The following is an 18764-nucleotide window of genomic DNA, read 5'->3' as shown; positions in this document are numbered from 1 at the left end:
GTCCAATGCGAAAACACGCTCTATCAGTCCTGAAAATTATACCGGAGAAAAGGGTAAAGGAGGCATGGCTGATCCTGTGAAGGACAAAGACAAACGTAATGTTGCTAATGCGCATCACGCAGCCAAAGATTTAGGTAAAGGTTGGAAAGTGAATCCTTTTATCATAGTTAATCCCGGAGAAACCATCACAATTGCAGAAATTGAAGGTCCCGGAGCTATTCAGCAAATATGGATGACTCCTACTGGGAACTGGCGTTTTTCTATTCTCAGGATGTATTGGGATGATGAAAAGGAGCCATCTGTAGAATGTCCCGTAGGTGATTTCTTTGCAAGTGCTTACAATGAATATGCTCAGTTGAGTTCGTTGGCTGTATGTGTAAACCCGGGTAGTGCATTCAATTGCTATTGGAAAATGCCTTTCCGTAAAAAAGCACGTATCACTTTAGAGAACATCAATACAAGAGATGAAATGCGTTTATACTATCAGATTAACTACACGTTGACTGATGTTCCTCAAGATGAAGCTTATTTCCATGCTCAGTTCCGTCGTTCCAATCCAACACAGGGTTCATTGCATACTTTGATAGATGGTGTAAAGGGTAAAGGACAGTACGTAGGTACTTACCTGGCTTGGCGTGTGAACGATAATTGCTGGTGGGGTGAAGGTGAAATCAAATTCTATATGGATGGTGATAAAGAATATCCTACTATTTGCGGAACAGGAGCTGAAGATTATTTCTGTGGTTCCTACAACTTCGAAAACTCCAAGACGCGTCAATATCAGGAATTCACCACTCCATACGCCGGAATGCATCAGGTGATCCGTCCCGATGGACTATACCGTGCAGTGACCGCTTTCGGATTATATCGCTGGCATATTCTTGATCCTATCCGTTTCGATAAGGATTTGAAAGTAACTATTCAGGATTTGGGCTGGCGTCATGACGGACGTTATAATAACCAGAAATCCGACATCTCTTCGACCAGCTTCTGGTATCAAACAGAACCACATGCTAAGTTCCCGGCTCTGCCAAGCAAAGATGATTTGGAAATTCCGAAATGGTAAGATTCGTATTCAATAGGTTTTCAATTAAGGTAAAAAGATTGTTTTCAATAAGATAACGCAGAAGGAAAAGCACTATTTGATTCACTATTTAAAACACATTTAATTTATGAAGAAACATTACTTTAAAACGGTATTGTTGCTAATCATAGGTCTATGGTTATGCAATCCCCCTTGTATTTCACAAGTAAACGTCTCAGGAGAACTACATGATTTGGCGAAGATGAAAAACGGTGTTCGTAATCGTCGCGTCAGTAGTTATGACAGGAGTGGTAACAACCGCGATCATCTGAAAGACATCAAACCGGGAGAAACACGCACAATAGCTGAGATTTCGGGTGCGGGCGTCATTAATCATATTTGGATTACTATAGCTCCGGGACCGGATCGTTTATGCAGAAATGATATTATTATCCGCATGTATTGGGATGGAAACGAGTATCCTTCCGTAGAATCTCCCATTGGTCCATTCTTCGGGCAGGGTTGGAATGAGCAATACAATTATGCATCATTCCCCTTATCAGCAGGACCGGGCAATGGAACAGGATTATCTTCTTATTTCACTATGCCATTTGCCAAAGGAGCTCGCATTGAAATAGAGAATCAAACGAATGAAAAGATCGATGCTTTCTATTTCTATGTAGACTATCTGGAAATGAAAAAGCTTCCCGAAGATATGGGACGCTTCCATGCTTGGTACAATCATGAGTTGACTGAAGCTCTTCCCGAAGGCGAAACAGAGTGGGGAGTAACCGGTAAAGAAGGCGAAAACAAAACCGGTGAAAACAATTATGTATTTGCCGATATTCAGGGTAAAGGTCATTTCGTAGGTATCAACTACTATGTGCATTGTCCCACCCCTATGTGGTATGGTGAAGGTGATGATATGTGGTTTATTGATGGGGAAACAACCCCTTCGATGATTGGTACCGGTACAGAAGATTTCTTCAATACTTCCTGGTGTCCGAAAGAAGTATTCTCTCATCCTTACTTTGGCTATCCTCGTGTAAACAATGATATTGGCTGGTTAGGCCGTACGCATGTATATCGATTCTTTATTAATGATCCTGTTTTCTTTGAAAAAAGCTTGAAGGCTACTATTGAACATGGTCATAATAATAATCTTACTCTGGATATGGCAAGTGTTGCCTATTGGTATCAAGACAAAGCGAACGTGTTACCCAAAGCTCCTACGAAAGAAGAACGCAGATTGAAACCAATGATAAACTCAACAGATATTCATAAATGGCGTCATGAGTGGAGAAAGAATAAAGGAAATGGCTCTACTTTATGGGGAAATGAATAAATATTACTATGAATTTTTATTAATGATTAAATCAAAGTATTATGAGAATTTTTAGAAAAAGGAGTAGCTGCATAGCATTGATATCAATGCTATCATTGGCAGTACATGCAGAAGGAATATCCCCTGCAACTACTGTACCGGAAGCAAATGCCGTTGAAATGAACGCTCCCAACGAAGTGCAGCAAACAAGAATTATTCAGGGAACAGTACTGGAAGAAGGCACTAACGAGCCTCTTATTGGAGTAAACGTGCTGGTTAAAGGTACTTCAATAGGTACTACCACTGATATAGAAGGGAAATATTCAATAAAGGTTCCCAATGAAAATGCAATATTGGTATTTTCGTTCATCGGTCAGAAAACAGAAGAACGTTCTGTTAAAGGTTTGAAATCCTTGGATATTGTCATGAAGAGTGATGCTACAATGCTCTCTGAAGTGGTAGTATATACCGGTTATATGACCCAGAGAAAAGCCGACTTGACCGGTTCGGTATCCATGGCAGGAACGAAAGACATAAAAAACACTTCCGCCAATGCCATGAAGTCTTTGCAAGGTAAGATGGCCGGTGTGAAGATATCGACTAACGGTGGTAACCCAGCCGAGGATGTAAATATACAGATACGTGGTCTATCCTCTCTGTCCGGTGCTGTAACTCCCCTGATCGTATTGGACGGTATGCCGACACAGAACTTGAACCTCCGCGATATTAACTCAGGTGATATTGAATCCATTCAAGTATTGAAAGATGCGGCTTCTGCATCTATTTACGGTGCACGAGCTTCCGGCGGTGTAATCTTGATTCAAACCAAGAAAGGTAAAGCCGGTAAAACAAACATCGAATATAATGGTAGTGTTTCCGTCAGCAAAGTGTTCAACAAACCAGAGATGATGAATACCGAACAATTCGGTATCGCCGCTTTCCGCGCTGCTGCCTATGATGAGTTTACTTACGGCTCTGCTTTGCTTTTTCCCAATGGTTACGAGTATGAATACCACAGAGGTGAAGACGGTATGCTGGTAATGGATAATATGAAGACAAAAGAATTCCTGGATAACAACAAACTGGTGAGAACAGCCGACACGGACTGGATGGACGAGATATTCCGTACAGCTATCCTGACCAATCACCAAATCACCATCTCCAATGGTACTGATAAAGCCAAGAGCTTATTTTCATTGGGATACTCCAATAACCAAGGTACACAAATTCACTCTTTCTTCAAGAAATATTCAGTACGTGCTAATACGGAATACGATCTTATCAAAGACCGCGTGAAAGTGGGTGAAAACCTGGCTATATCTTATTTGCAATATAAAGATCAGTATCAAACATTTAATGCTATGATTATGCCCTCTATCGTTCCTGTTTATGACATAAACGGTAACTGGGCAGGTCCAGCCGGACTTGATGATATCAACAACCCGGTACGTATGATGACTATGGGTAAGGATAATATCAACAACTACGTAAAAATTGTCGGTGACATCTTTATGGATGTAAATATATGGAATGGTATCTCAGCCAGAACTCAGTTTGGCGTAGACTATGGCAACGCTTACTTTAGAGCCGTTGATGGCGCTTTTGTTGAAACAGGATTCAGAGGTAATACCAAGAACTATGTAACTAGCGACCAGTCTCATCCGTTAAGTTATGTATGGACTAATACTTTGTCTTATAACCAAAGCTTCGGCAAGCACCATATTGACGCCGTATTCGGTACAGAATTCACTCGTTACGTACAAGAAGGCTTTTCTGCTAAAAGAGAAGGTCTTTATCTGGAAGATCGTGATTTCGCTCATCTCGGTGTTGCTACCGGAAGTGAAATTACCTTGAAAAGCTCTGCTGACGAATATGCTTACTTCTCTCTTTTTGCCAAGGCCAACTACTCCTATGCAGGTAAATACCTGTTGTCTGCTACGGTGCGGCGTGATGGTTCGTCTTTATTTGGTGCCAACAGCCGCTACGCTGTATTTCCTGCTTTCTCTGCTGGTTGGAGAATCAAGGATGAAGCTTTTATGGAAAATGCCGACTGGCTCTCTGATTTGAAGCTCCGCCTGAGTTGGGGTGCTAATGGTAGCGTTCAAGGTCTGCCCCGTGGTTACACTACTACTCCTTTTACTACCAGTTACTTTGACACTGCCTATCCTATTGAGGGACAAGAGACCGGTAATCTGCAATCAGGTTATAGAAGAACCTGGCTCGGCAATCCTGACTTGAAGTGGGAAACTACAAAGCAAACCAACTTGGGTATTGATTTCGGATTCCTCAACCAACGCCTGACGGGTTCATTCGACTACTATTATAAGAAGACCGAAGACATCCTCGTACGTACTCCATACATTGCTGCCATGGGTGAAGGTGGTGAACCTTGGATAAACGGTGCAAGCATGAACAACCAAGGCGTGGAATTTGCTCTGACTTTCAGAAGTGAACCTACTCGCGAATTCCAATGGGCCATCACAGCCAATGTTGGTTCATACAAGACCGAATTAACTGAGCTTCCCAAAGATGTAATCAATCGATATGCCGGTGACGGTGTACGCGACTTGATTATAGGACGCTCACCCAATGCCATGTATGGTCTGGTTGCCGATGGTATCTTCCGCACACAGGCAGAGGTGGATGCCCATGCCGATCAGCCCGGTAAGGCAGTAGGACGTATCCGTTACAAAGATTTAGATGGTGATGGTGTAATTAATGAAACATTCGATAGAACTTGGCTCGGCTGTTCCGATCCCGACTTCTTCGGTGGACTTAACTTTGACTTTGCTTACAAAGGCTTTGACTTGAATTTGTTCTTCGAAGGTGTATTCGGTAATGACGTAAACAGTGACTGGAAGAAAGAAAGTGATATTTGGCTTTATACAAATCCGGCTTGGAAGAATCATGCTACCCGTATGCTAGATGCCTGGTCACCCAGCAATCCAAATTCCGATATTCCGGCTATGACAAATAATACCGCTAACAACGAACAACGATTCTCTTCTTATTTTGTAGAAGATGGTTCGTACATTAAGTTGAGAAATATAGAGCTAGGCTACACATTCCCGACTCGTCTGATTGAGAAAATATACATGAAGAATCTCCGTTTATATGCTTCTGCAGATAATGTATTCACGTTGAAGAAGTTCTGGGGAGCCGATAAGTACACCAGTTTCGATCCAGAACGTCCTTCCTACGCTTATTTAACACCGTTTACCTTTAACTTTGGTATAAACGTTACTTTCTAAACTAACTAAAAAGAAGAAATTATGAAAAGAATATATTCTTTATCAATCGCATTGTTGGCACTGTTGGGAGTCAGTAGCTGCGATTCATATCTGGATGTCAATCCAAAGCAAGTATTGGATGAAAATATACTTAGCAAACCCAGCGATATGGAAGGTTTTGTAACAGCTGCCTATGCTCGTATGTGTGAAATAGGTTCGTTTGAATCTGTTTATATGTACTGGTGGTCCGGTTCCATGCGTTCGGATGACGCTTACAAAGGTGGTGGTGGTACTGCTGATGCCGTTGGCTCATTTGGCAATATGTCGCTTTTCACCAATACCACCCCTGATACAGGTGGACTGGACGGAACTTGGTATACGTCTTACCAAGTCATTCAGAGATGTAACACGGCTATTCAGAGAATGGCACAGTTTACAGAAGAACAGCTGCCTGAGAAAAACAGTTATATGGGTGAGGTGCTCTTTATCCGTTCATTCACACTGTATCGGATGAAGAAACTTTGGAAGTACATGCCCTACATTGATGAGAACGTTGTAGGTACATCCGCAGCTTTCGAAGCCATACCCAACCGTGAACCGGGTCAGACAAACGATCTCTACTTATGGCAACGCATCCTCGATGATTTCAAGAAAGCCGAAAGTCTATTACCATTGGATCAAAGAGACAAAGGTCGTATAAGTCGTAATGCTGCTACTGCCATGATTGCCAGAACCATGTTGAATATGGCTTACGAGCAAGATGACCGTCACCAAGTAGTCAACATCAACAAGCAAATGCTTGCAGATGCTCTACCCTATATTGACAAGATTATTGCCCAAGAAGGTGACCGTGTAGGTTTAGAGTCAGACTTCGGTAACAATTTCTTATTGCAATATGACAACGCCACTAAGGAATCAATTTGGGAGTTACAGTTTTCTATCAACGATGGACTTTCCTCGGGTGGTCGCATCAATCGTGGTGAGGGTTTGAACCATCCGTATATGTGGCCCATAGATGAAAAAGGTAATGCCAAATTCCAATGTTGTGACTTCAATCACGCTAGCTATACTTTGGCCAATGCCTTCAAAACAGACAAAAACGGTCTGCCTCGTTTTGAAGACTATAACGATGACGATTACGGTCAATATATCAAAAATCCTGACGGTTCTTACGATCTGGAAGCTGTTAACAGTGGTGCCAAAGATTACTTCGACAAATATACATGGGACCCTCGTTTCAGCCATACTATGGTAGCTCCGGGTCAGCCTTGGAAGTATAACCCCGACTTGCTATTCCATTCATCTGCCAGCCGTGACCCTATTACTTATAGTTTCTTGAAGCCTATCAAAGATATGCCCGATCCCGATTGCGGTTGTTTGATGTACGACGGATGGCAATTTAACTCTATGAACAAGAAGTTGATCCGCTATGACGATGTTTTGTTGTGGAAAGCCGAAATTCTGATTCAACTGGATAGAGAGATGGAAGCTTTGCCGCTAATTAACCAAATTCGCTCACGTGCTGCCAACAGTAGAATTCGTTTGATTACAGCCGATAACCAACCTACAATGAACTATCATGTGGCTACCTACCAACCGGGGGTTAACTGCAATTGGACGAAAGACTATGCTTGGAAGGCACTGGTGTGGGAGAATCGTTTGGAGTTTGCTTGCGAAGGTCATCGCTTCTTCGACTTGCAGCGTTGGGGTACTTTGGCAGAAACGATGAATGCATATTTTGCCATTGAAAAAACGCGCTTCCCTTGGTTCAACATTGCCCGCTTTACTGCTGGTCGTGATGAGTATTTCCCGTTAACTCAACAGCAAATAAAATATGCAAAGGGAAGCTACACGCAGAACCCGGGATATTAATGTCTAACTCTTAAAATTTCAATTATGAAAAATATAGCCAGAATCTTTATAGTGGCATTCGTCAGTTTGTTGTTTACAAGCTGTTACGATAGAGATGTAATCGACAGCAAGGGAATTCACCATCCTCTGCCTAGAGTAGAGAATCTTGATTACTCAATACAAGGAAGTACAGTCAAACTTACTTGGGAGATCCCTAGTAATGTACCTGCTGAATTTATAAGGCCTTTAGAGATAAGTATACAAAAGGTTGAAAATGGTATCTATACAGATAAGATTACTATAGTCGACGAAGGTACATCTGCTGAAAATATTGCAATCAAAGCAGATGGAAAGTATAGGTTCATTGTGAAATTAACAGGTTATCTGAATGATGAAGCAAAGCAACCTGGAATTTCCAGCAAAATTTACTCCGAGGGTCAAGTTATTGAGATACAATAATTAGTTCTTTATCATATAGGAGGATGTGCCGATACTTGACACACCCTCCTATATATCATTTTTGATTAGTCTTATGCCAAAATATATTTTTATCATAGCTCAAGTTTGGATAGTTATGTTTGGAATGAATGCGTTTGCTCAAATAAAACATCCTCCAGAAGGGAAAGCAGAACTTAATAGAAATGCACTTCCACCTAAGTTCAGTGCGGCAATCGATGCCATACAGTATGATCTGTTGGGAAATGCCAAAGGCAAGAGTACTATAAAAGAAATAGATAAACATACGGTATACATAAAATTCTCTTTTGCACTTAAAGAGGCAATCAAGCAAGTTGATTGGCAAGCGACGATAAAGCCTGCTTTTTCACCTTCGTTCCATTGGGCACCACATCTTACACCTACCGGTAAGAACATTATCGACCAGCATGTATTTCGTTCACCTGCATTGATTGTTTCAGATCAGAACCAGTCGCTTATTCTTGTTCCTGATTTGGATATTATGCAGAAGGGAACTCCTGTTCGTTGGTACATGGATTTGGATGCATCCAACAATAAACTTACGCTTGGAATGTGCGACAGCTATGTATCAGAACATGTTCTTTTCGAACGCGCCAACACTACCACCTATCCCGAAGGAAATATCGAGATTGGATTTTATCTGATGCACTTCGACGACAAAGAAACATTGCAGAATCCTTTTCAGAAGCCATTAGCATTTATATGGAACCGTTGGGGACGTAAACAATATAACCAAGGTAATCCTGTAAAAGGAGACCTCGAAGTTTATGTAAAGCATACCTATAATTGGGCATTCCACTCATGGGAAAAGAATGTCTGGCAACAATTTGAGCTAAATGGGCAAACAGTCGGCGCACCGGTATTTATTGTAAACGTCACACAAAGCCCTAATTTTCCGGGAGAAGTGAACGAGCGTGAATTTCGTTCTGTATGGAATCAAGCCTGGTTCAGTTCCCTGCGTTCGGCAAGTGGATTATACCGATATGCCCGAAGGACAAATAATAAAGTACTTCTTGAAAAAGCGAATCTTACCAAAGAACTTGCTCTGGCTTTCCCGCAGAAAGATGGCTTCTTCCCCGGATTAATCGGTACTGAAATGCATCAGGTAGAAATTGGCGGAAAGAAATATAACCGAAGCAAAGGTTGGGACACTTACTACTGGGGTAATTCTAATCGGAATCCTCAAACTTGGAACCCGAAAGAGTCGCCTTACCATCTTCTGGATATGAGTTGGACAGCCTTATTAATGCTTCGATGGTATGAAGAGTTGGAAAAGGATAACCGACTTCTGATTTATGCAGAAAACTATGCTAAATCGTTGCTTGCCGTTCAATCGAAGAATGGTTTCTTCCCCGGCTGGCTTGACATGCAAATGTTGAAACCATTGGCAGAGTTGAACGATTCACCCGAAACATCCTTATCCGTTACTTTCCTGCTGAAATTGTATGAGCTAACCGGTAAGGAAGAATATAAACGGGCTGCACTTCAAGCAATGGATGCGGTGATTCGCGAGGTTATTCCGGCAGGCAGGTGGGAAGACTTCGAGACTTATTGGTCATGTTCGCGCTATGGAGCAAATGATCTGTTAGGTAAGAAAGTATCGAGGAACAATATGTACAAACAAAATAACTTCTCTATGTTTTGGACAGCAGAAGCTTTGTTGGAAGCCTACCGCCTGACACAGAAGAAAGAATACCTCAATTATGGAAAACGTACGCTGGACGAACTGCTTATGACCCAAGCATCGTGGCAGCCTCCATATATGTATGTAAATGTATTGGGTGGGTTCGGTGTGTTGAATGCCGATGGCGAATGGAATGATTCACGCCAAAGCCTGTTTGCCGAGTTGATTATTCAATATGGTAAGCTCCTGAATAAGCTTGAATACATAGAACGTGGATATGCTGCTTTGAAAGCATCTTTTGTAATGATGTATTGCCCTGAGAATCCTCAAACCAAGTTGCAGTGGGAGAAAGTATACCCATTCTTCGGCACAGCAGATTACGGTTTTACGATGGAGAATTACGGACATGGCGGTCGTACCACCCCCGAAGGTGAAGGCATGGGAGAGTTTACCATCTATGATTGGGGAAACGGAGCAGCTGCCGAAGCCTATAATCGGATTATAGATAGATTTGGAGAAATAGATTAATTGACAAACACTTAAACAACAATAACACCATGGTAAGAAAGACACTATCTTTATTAGCTTTGCTAAACATGGCAACGCTATTGCCGGTTCAGGCAATGCCTCAATCCGAAGCTTCTAACTTCGGGAAATCAAACAGAGAATTCAACAGTGAGTATCGCAACGAATACCTCAACCGCATTGCTTTTCCCATCGGCGGTATGGGAGCAGGCATGTTCTGCCTGGAGGGTACCGGAGCCATCTCACACGTATCGCTTCATCATCATCCCGATTTGATGAACGAACCTTATACTTTTGCGGCTATTCACGTGAAAGGTGCCGCACAAGGGACGAAGGTGCTCGAAGGACAAGTGCCTGACTGGAAACTATTCGGTCCCGTTCAGAGCGGGCTGGGTAGGGGAGACAAGACATACGGATTGCCCCGCTTTGAAGAGGCGGTATTTCAGACCCGCTTCCCTTTTGCAACCATAGATTTGAAAGATAAGGATGTTCCTCTGGATGTAAAGATTGTAGGTTGGAGTCCTTTCATCCCTACGGATGAGAATAATTCCAGTCTGCCCGTCGGTGTATTGGAGTATCAGTTTACAAATACCACCGGTAAATCCATCGAAACGGTCTTTTCCTATAACACAAGAAACTTTGTAGACGGTAGGGGTGCTATACAGAGTACAAAGAACGGCTTTGTATTGAATGATTCCGATAACGGCGGACTGGCTATCTATGTAGACAATGACGCAGCGGTAGTGGATCATTGCTGGTTTCGCGGTGCATGGTTCGATCCTCAGACGGTGCTTTGGGACAACATCCGATATGGAAAGATGCCCGATAATCAACCTGTAAAAGAGGCCGCACCCGGAGCATCCGTTTATGTTCCGCTCACTTTGCAACCGGGTGAAACGAAAACCGTTAAAGTGAATTTCTGCTGGTATCTGCCCGATTCGGATCTTTCTATCGGTGTAGCCCGTAAGACGGGCAAAGCATTCACCGGCAATCCTTCCAAAGGCACAGCCGCAGGTCAGCAAACGGTGATCGGTTATGCGGGAAAACAATTACTGAACTCCTTCGAACAAGGGGGTGATGGCTTGATGGGGATTATACAATCTCCCGAATTCAAGATAGATAAAAGATATTTGAAGTTCCTCGTAGGTGGAGGCAATCAGGCAGACCGCACTTCCGTTAATCTGGTAGTGGACGGCAAGATTGTACAGACAGCAGTTGGAAACATGTCCGAGACATTGAATGAAGCTGTATGGGACTTGAAGGCTTATCAAGGAAAGAAGGCCTGCATTAAAGTGATTGATTTGGATGTTCATCCTTGGGGACATGTCCTTGCCGACCAATTTGTGTTGACGAACAATAAAGAAGAAGATCTCAGAGCCTTGTCTTCCACAGCTACTTTGTTGGCCGATTTTGAAGGACAGGGATGGGGTGAATGGCATACAATAGACTCTTCTGCCGACGAAAAGAAGTTTGTAGCCGAGGCGGAAGACGGTGAGTCAACCTATCGCCCTTGGTATTCCGAACGTTTCAAGAATCTGAATGAAGTGATACAGTATTGGAATGCCAACTGTGCTACCTTGAAGAAGAATAGTGAATTGTTCTGCCATGCATTCTATGATTCCACTCTGCCGGCTGAAGTAATAGAAGCTGTTGCTGCCAATCTTACTATCTTGAAGTCGCCCACCGTGTTGCGTCAATGGGACGGACGTTTTTGGGCGTGGGAAGGTTGTGCCGATCAGGTAGGTTCATGCCACGGTAGTTGCACGCATGTATGGAACTATGCACAGGCTTTATCCCATCTGTTCCCGGCTATGGAACGCACCTTGCGCGAAACGGAGTTTAATGTAAGTCAGAACGCCGAAGGACATCAAACCTTCCGTGCCAATATGCCTATCTCTACACCTCCTCATAGCTTCCATGCCGCTGCCGATGGTCAGTTGGGTGGTATCATGAAAGTCTATCGCGAATGGCGTGTCAGTGGTGATACGCAGTGGATGAAAGCACTTTATCCCGCAGTAAAGGCAAGCCTTGACTATTGCATCCGCACTTGGGACCCCAAGCACAAAGGCATTGTAGAAGAACCTCATCATAATACTTACGATATCGAGTTCTGGGGACCGAACGGTATGTGCACCAGCTTCTACCTGGGAGCCTTGACCGCTATGGTGGAAATGAGCAAGACGTTGAAACAGCCTTCCAAGGAATATGAAACTTTGCTGGCGAAAGGCAAGAAGTATATGGAAACCGCCCTTTACGATGGCGAATACTTCATTCAGAAGATTCAGTGGGAAGGTCTTGAAGCTCCCAATCCTGTAAACGTAATGTCTTTTGGAGGAAGCTATTCGGACGAAGCATTGAAGCTACTTAAAGCCGAAGGACCGAAATATCAATATGGAACCGGATGCTTGTCCGATGGTATTCTGGGCATGTGGATGGCCTCGGTATGTGGGTTGAACGAGGTAGTGGATAATGAAAAAGTAAAGAGTCATCTCGTATCCATACATAAGTATAACTTGAAGAATGATCTGACCGACCATTACAACCCGCAACGTCCCGCATACGCTTGTGGCAATGAAGGTGGTCTGCTGCTCTGCACTTGGCCTAAAGGTGGTGCTTTATCATTGCCTTTCGTTTATAGCAATGAAGTGTGGACGGGAATCGAATACCAAGTAGCCAGTCACTTGATGTTGAAAGGTGAGGTAGAGAAAGGTTTGGATATTGTTCGTGAATGCCGCAAACGCTATGACGGCAGAGTGCGCAATCCATTCGACGAAATAGAGTGCGGACACTGGTATGCACGTGCCATGGCAAGTTATGGCATGTTGCAGGGACTTACCGGAGCAAGATACGATGCAGTTACCAAAACCATGTACATCGATTCAAAAGTAGGTGATTTCAAGAGTTTCATCAGTACTGCCACGGGCTTTGGTACTATTGAGCTGAAAAATGGAAAGCCTTCCTTGGATGTTGTTTACGGAACTATTGACGTAAAGCGCTATGACATTAAAGAATAAGCACGATTGAATAGGCCGTTCTCAGGCTATATATATTCAGTTTACTGGATGTATATAGCCAATCTGCTGGATATATAGATGCCGCACGTTGGATGTATATATCCAGCAGACTGGAAGTTAACTTCCAGCAATCCCCTTTCAGAATAGTCTGAAGGGCAATTAATACAGATAAACATTGAAAATGAAAAGACACATTGTCGTATTGGCTTCTGCCTTGCTATTAGCAAGTGGGTCATACGCCCAAAATGCCGGACAGAAGCAGCAAGCCGAAGTCTACATGGTTGCCGATGCCCATTTGGACACCCAATGGAACTGGGACATACAGACTACTATCAAACAATATGTATGGAACACCATCAACCAGAACCTCTTCTTGTTGAAGCAGTACCCCGATTATATCTTCAACTTCGAGGGAGGTGTGAAGTATGCCTGGATGAAGGAGTATTACCCCGTGCAATACGAATTCATGAAGAAGTATATCAAGCAAGGCCGTTGGCACATCAGCGGAGCCAGTTGGGACGCTACCGACGTGCTGGTACCTTCTATCGAGTCGTTTATTCGAAATGTCACGTTGGGCCAACAATACTACCGCAACGAATTCGGCGTAGAGAGTACCGATATCTTCTTGCCCGACTGCTTTGGTTTCGGTTGGACACTACCCACCGTGGCTGCCCATTGCGGACTGATAGGCTTCTCGTCGCAGAAGCTGGACTGGCGTACTCATAGCAATCACTTCGGTACCAAGAAGTACCCTTTCACCTTGGGTCTGTGGAAAGGAGTAGACGGTTCTACCATCATGTTTGCCCACGGTTACGATTATAATTCACGCTGGAATGATGAAGACTTGACTCAGAATAAGGGACTGGCAGAACTTGCCACCCGTACACCACTCAATCAAGTCTATCGTTACTACGGTACAGGCGATGTAGGTGGTTCACCTACCCTGACCTCCGTGCGCGCTGTAGTGAATTCCCTCGATGGCAAAGGCCCGTTGAAGATTAAAAGCGTCACCAGCGACCAACTGTACAAAGAGTACCAGCCCTATAATAATCATCCCGAACTGCCCCAGTACAACGGCGAGTTTCTGATGGATGTACATGGTACAGGCTGTTACACCTCGCAAGCCGCGATGAAGCTTTACAACCGTCAGAACGAACTGCTGGGTGATGCCGCCGAACGTGCATCCGTAGCTGCCGAATGGTTGAATCAAGCCGAATATCCCCAAGCGATGCTCGACGAAAGTTGGAAACGTTTTATATTCCATCAGTTCCACGACGACCTGACGGGAACCAGCATTCCCCGTGCATACGAATTCTCTTGGAACGATGAACTGATCTCCTTGCAACAATTCTCCGCTACACTTGCTTCATCGGCTAATGCCGTTATCGGGCAGATGGATACGCGGGTGAAAGGAACTCCCGTTGTATTCTTCAATGCCGTAGGCTATCCGGTAACTGAATTATCGGAAGTAGAAATAGCCAGTGCTACGGCGCCCCGCAGTGTAGAGGTGTACGATGCTTCGGGCAAGAAGGTTGCCTCACAACTATTGGGTTATGCCGATGGAAAAGCCCGCTTATTGATAGAAGCCAGTGTACCCGCCACCGGATATACGGTATATGATGTACGTCTCTCTTCAGGTTCAGGTAAAGCAACCGCTGTTGCTAATACAGATAATCGTGTACTGGAAAACTCTGTATATAAGTTATCCTTAGATCATGCAGGCGATATTGTTTCCTTGTTCGACAAGAAGAACGACCGCGAACTGGTGAAGTCAGGCAAACGTATTCGCTTGGCACTGTTCAACGAAAACAAGTCGTATGAATGGCCCGCATGGGAAGTGCTGAAGGCTACCCTCGACCGTGATCCTGTATCAATTACGGAAGACGTGAAGATTACCCGTATAGAAAACGGAGCACTGCGCCAGACGCTCTGCATCGAGAAGAAGTACGGCGAATCTCTCTTCAAGCAATACATCCACCTCAACGAAGGCGCCAACGCCGAACGTATCGACTTTTACAACGAAGTGGATTGGGCATCGACCAACGCATTGCTGAAAGCAGAATTCCCGCTGAATATAACGAATACCGAAGCCACTTACGACCTGGGCATAGGTAGTGTGAAGCGTGGTAACAATACCGAACTCGCCTACGAAGTTTACGCTCAACAATGGGTTGACTTGACCGATAAGAGTGGCAATTGCGGTGTAACTATTCTGAGCGATAGCAAGTATGGCTGGGACAAGCCCAATGACAACACCCTCCGATTGACTTTACTGCATACACCAGATACCCAAAACAACTACTCTTACCAGAACCGTCAGGACTACGGACATCATTGTTTTACTTATAGCCTGATTCCCCACGAAGGTTCTTTGGATAAAGCCGCCACTGCTCAGAAGGCTGAAGCATACAATCAGAAGTTGAAAGCTTTCCGTACGGATGCCCATAAAGGCACACTTGGCAAAGAGTTTTCGTTTGTTTCTTCTGATAACAGCAATGTAGTAATCAAGGCTCTCAAGAAAGCACAAGAAGGCGACGAATATGTGGTACGCGTTTATGAAACCGGTGGCGAGAAGCCGCAGCAAGCATCACTGACTTTTGCTGGCGATATACTCAGTGCATCCGAAGCCGATGGTACCGAGAAGACTGCAGGAAGCGCTTCATTTGCAGGCAATAAGCTCAAAGTAAACATCACCCCGTACTCCATCCGTACCTATAAGGTTCGTTTGAAACCTTCGGCTTTGCCCATCAATGGTAATAGCTATGCCGAACTGCCCTTGAAGTACGATCTCAAATGTGCCTCATTTAATGAATTCCGCAGAGATGGTAACTTCGATGGAGCTTACTCATTTGCCGCCGAACTCTTCCCCGACTCCCTGAATGTACATCAAGTACCGTTCCGTTTCGGACCGAAGGATGCTGCCAATGGATTGGTATGTAAAGGTGATACCATTTTGTTGCCGAAAGGACATACCTATACTAAGCTTTACTTCCTGGCTGCTGCCACGGATGGTGATTATAAGGCTACCTTCCGCAGTGGTCGTTCTTCTGCTGAATTTGCTGTTCCGTCTTATACCGGCTTTGTGGGTCAGTGGGGGCATACCGGGCATACTGCCGGTTATTTGAAAGAGGCTGAAATAGCTTACGTAGGTACACACCGCCACTCTACTACAGAGGATAGAGCGTATGAGTTTACCTACATGTTCAAGTTCTGTATGGATATTCCCGCTGGAGCTACCAGTGTAATTCTACCTCAAAATGAGAAGGTTGTTCTTTTTGCTGCTACATTGGCCAAAGAGAGTCAGAAGTCGGTTCAGCTTGCCACTTCTCTGTTCCGCACAGCCAATAAAGGGAATGAAGCACAAGTGAAAGAGGCGGAAGTAAAGAAAGAGAATCTGATGCGAGATGCAAAGTTACTTGGATACTCCGGTTCTATCAATGAACGTGAGACGCCCCAGGCAATGATTGACGGCAATACCAAGACCAAATGGTGCGAAGTAAACGCCGCCTTGAACTATGCCGACTTTGACTTAGGTGAAGGTAAGAGCGTCAGCGGTTGGAAGATGTACAATGCCGGTAACGAAGACCAGGCGTTTATCACCTCCTCCTGCTTCCTGCAAGGACGCAACAGCCTGAACGAAGAGTGGACCACCCTCGACTATGTGGATGGAAACGAGTCGGACATCATGTTGCGTACCTTTAAACCTGCTACAGTACGTTATATCCGTCTGCTGGTTACCCGTCCTACACAGAACATCGGGATGAAGGTATTGCGGATAAATGAGATGGAGCTGTATTAGATTCCTTGAATAACACCCCAAAAAACAATACGAAAAATGAATATCATAAAGAACAACATAATTGCCCTATTGGCTCTCTTTGCCCTGATGAGTACACCGCTTACCGCCCAAAACATCTATCGATGGATCGACGAGCTGGAACTCCTGAAGCGTGTGGATAAACTCCCCGAGTATCGCACCAACTCACTGGTAGAGCAATTCTCCAGCTATGACCGTACCGGAGGCAACGACGACGGCTTTGCCGGAACCTACTCCTTTTTGCGTAAAGAAGGCGACAAACTGGTAATAGCCGAAATGGAAGGCCCCGGTGTCATCAACCGCATTTGGACGCCTACCCCTACCGATCACATGCTCTACTTCTACTTCGACGGGCAGAAAGAACCCGGCTTCAAGATCAAGTTCTCCGACCTCTTCTCGGGCAACGTATATCCTTTCCTAAAGCCCGTTTGCGGCAATGAGATAGGCGGCTTCTACTGCTACATACCCATCACTTACAAGAAGTCGTGCAAGATTGAATTCGATGGCCCGAAGCTTGAATTCATACAGATTCAGTACCGCAACTTGCCGGGAAAGAATGTAGTGACCTTCGACGGCGACCCTTCGCAGCAATATAAGTCGCTGATAGCGGATGTTAACAACCTTTGGGCGGACATCACCCCCGAAGTTTCAGGATTCACCACCGGGCAATCAGCTAATGTAAATACCGCAGAGCAATCGTTTACCTTGAAGCCGGGCGAGGAGATACCCTTCTTCACGCAGAACCAGCCGGGTCGTATCGTTGGCTTCACCATCGATGCAGGTAGTTCGTTCGAAGGTATATACAAAGATGTACTCCTTTCAGCCACTTGGGATAACGAGGCGGTTGAGGCTATCTATTCTCCTATTGCCGATTTCTTTGGTTATGCATACGGCAAAGGAGCCATGCGCGGCATGCTGATGGGTAAACAAGGAACGGCGAACTATTGCTACCTGCCCATGCCCTACGATAAATCCGCCTCTATGAAGCTGATCTACAAGAAGCGTGCGGATATGGAGCAAACCCCTATTTCGGTCAACGTAAAGGTGTACTACAACAACAATCCGCGCAACGCCAAAGGAGAAGGTAAACTCTACACCCTGTGGCATCGTGAGAAACCTGAACTGGGCGAATTCTTCAAATTCCTCGATATGAAAGGGAAAGGACACTATGTAGGCACCATTCATCAAGCACAAGGTCTGCGTGCCGGCATGACACTCTTCTTCGAAGGCGACGACAGCACGTATGTAGACAACAAGATGCGTCTGCACGGAACGGGTTCCGAAGACTATTATAATGGTGGCTGGTATGCCGTGCTCGACCGTTGGGATCGTGGCAATAGCCTTCCTCTGCACGGTTGTCTGGACTATTCGCTTCCGATGGGTCGTACCGGTGCTTACCGCTTCTTCCTCTCGGACAAGATGTCTTTCGAGAAAGAAATCTATCATGCCATGGAGCACGGCGAAGTTCGCAACAATTTCCCTGTGGATTACACCTCCATCGCCTTCTTCTATGCCGATCGTCCGCTACAAAGCAAGATGGAGCCTACCGATGAACTGCGCAAAGTCTATCTGCCTCGTGAACATGTCTACTTCCCACAGTTGATGCTACTCACACCGGGCTGGGGAATGCAAGTGACCCACGAACGGGGCATCCGTATGACTACACGCCAACGCGGTGAAGTACGCCTGATGCTGAACGATGTGCCCGAAGGCAAGTACCGTGTACTTTTGAACTATTACGCCAAGCCCAACGGTGCCGACATCCAGGTGTGGCAACGCCAGAAGCGACTATCCGACTGGATCAGCACCAAAGAAGACAAGGAAGTGCGCAAAGAAAAGCTCTGTGTAGGCGAGATACAGTTGACCGAACAAACCAAT

General features: G+C 44.8%; 9 protein-coding genes. All 9 read left to right on the top strand.

What is annotated here, in order from left to right; translation table 11 throughout:
* Positions 1-1066, top strand: a 1066-nt coding sequence (locus Q1W14_RS03655; protein WP_300699371.1) for a glycoside hydrolase family 172 protein, incomplete at its 5' end; no start/stop codon positions are given.
* Positions 1067-1172: 106 nt separating this feature from the next.
* Positions 1173-2369 (top strand): glycoside hydrolase family 172 protein, encoded by a 1197-nt coding sequence (locus Q1W14_RS03650; protein WP_300699369.1) that lies wholly within the window; start codon positions 1173-1175, stop codon positions 2367-2369.
* 41 nt (positions 2370-2410) lie between these two features.
* Positions 2411-5599 carry a TonB-dependent receptor gene (locus Q1W14_RS03645; RefSeq protein ID WP_300699368.1) on the top strand — a complete coding sequence of 1063 codons (3189 nt, stop codon included), beginning with the start codon at positions 2411-2413 and terminating at the stop codon, positions 5597-5599.
* Between the two features lie 21 nt (positions 5600-5620).
* Positions 5621-7450 carry a RagB/SusD family nutrient uptake outer membrane protein gene (locus Q1W14_RS03640; protein ID WP_300699367.1) on the top strand — a complete coding sequence of 610 codons (1830 nt, stop codon included), beginning with the start codon at positions 5621-5623 and terminating at the stop codon, positions 7448-7450.
* A gap of 24 nt (positions 7451-7474) precedes the next feature.
* Positions 7475-7888: a DUF4945 domain-containing protein gene (locus Q1W14_RS03635; protein WP_300699366.1), complete on the top strand. Its 414-nt coding sequence runs from the start codon at positions 7475-7477 to the stop codon at positions 7886-7888.
* 73 nt (positions 7889-7961) lie between these two features.
* Positions 7962-10058, top strand: a complete 2097-nt coding sequence (locus Q1W14_RS03630; RefSeq protein WP_300699364.1) for a hypothetical protein — start codon at positions 7962-7964, stop codon at positions 10056-10058.
* Between the two features lie 29 nt (positions 10059-10087).
* Positions 10088-13069: a GH116 family glycosyl hydrolase gene (locus tag Q1W14_RS03625; RefSeq protein WP_300699363.1), complete on the top strand. Its 2982-nt coding sequence runs from the start codon at positions 10088-10090 to the stop codon at positions 13067-13069.
* 181 nt (positions 13070-13250) lie between these two features.
* Positions 13251-16868 (top strand): glycoside hydrolase family 38 C-terminal domain-containing protein, encoded by a 3618-nt coding sequence (locus tag Q1W14_RS03620; protein WP_300699362.1) that lies wholly within the window; start codon positions 13251-13253, stop codon positions 16866-16868.
* An 87-nt stretch (positions 16869-16955) separates the two neighbouring features.
* A partial coding sequence (locus Q1W14_RS03615; RefSeq protein ID WP_300699372.1) for a glycoside hydrolase family 172 protein occupies positions 16956-18764 on the top strand: 1809 nt, incomplete at its 3' end.

The organism is Bacteroides sp., from assembly GCF_030151085.1.
Lineage (GTDB): Bacteria > Bacteroidota > Bacteroidia > Bacteroidales > Bacteroidaceae > Bacteroides.
This window is presented reverse-complemented; position numbering and strand designations above follow the sequence as displayed.

Bases quoted from the DNA above. Each gene is read 5' to 3' on its own strand.
- Q1W14_RS03650 (WP_300699369.1), top strand. From the start codon at position 1,173: ATGAAGAAACATTACTTTAAAACGGTATTGTTGCTAATCATAGGTCTA.
- Q1W14_RS03630 (WP_300699364.1), top strand. From the start codon at position 7,962: ATGCCAAAATATATTTTTATCATAGCTCAAGTTTGGATAGTTATGTTT.
- Q1W14_RS03640 (WP_300699367.1), top strand. From the start codon at position 5,621: ATGAAAAGAATATATTCTTTATCAATCGCATTGTTGGCACTGTTGGGA.
- Q1W14_RS03620 (WP_300699362.1), top strand. From the start codon at position 13,251: ATGAAAAGACACATTGTCGTATTGGCTTCTGCCTTGCTATTAGCAAGT.
- Q1W14_RS03645 (WP_300699368.1), top strand. From the start codon at position 2,411: ATGAGAATTTTTAGAAAAAGGAGTAGCTGCATAGCATTGATATCAATG.
- Q1W14_RS03625 (WP_300699363.1), top strand. From the start codon at position 10,088: ATGGTAAGAAAGACACTATCTTTATTAGCTTTGCTAAACATGGCAACG.
- Q1W14_RS03635 (WP_300699366.1), top strand. From the start codon at position 7,475: ATGAAAAATATAGCCAGAATCTTTATAGTGGCATTCGTCAGTTTGTTG.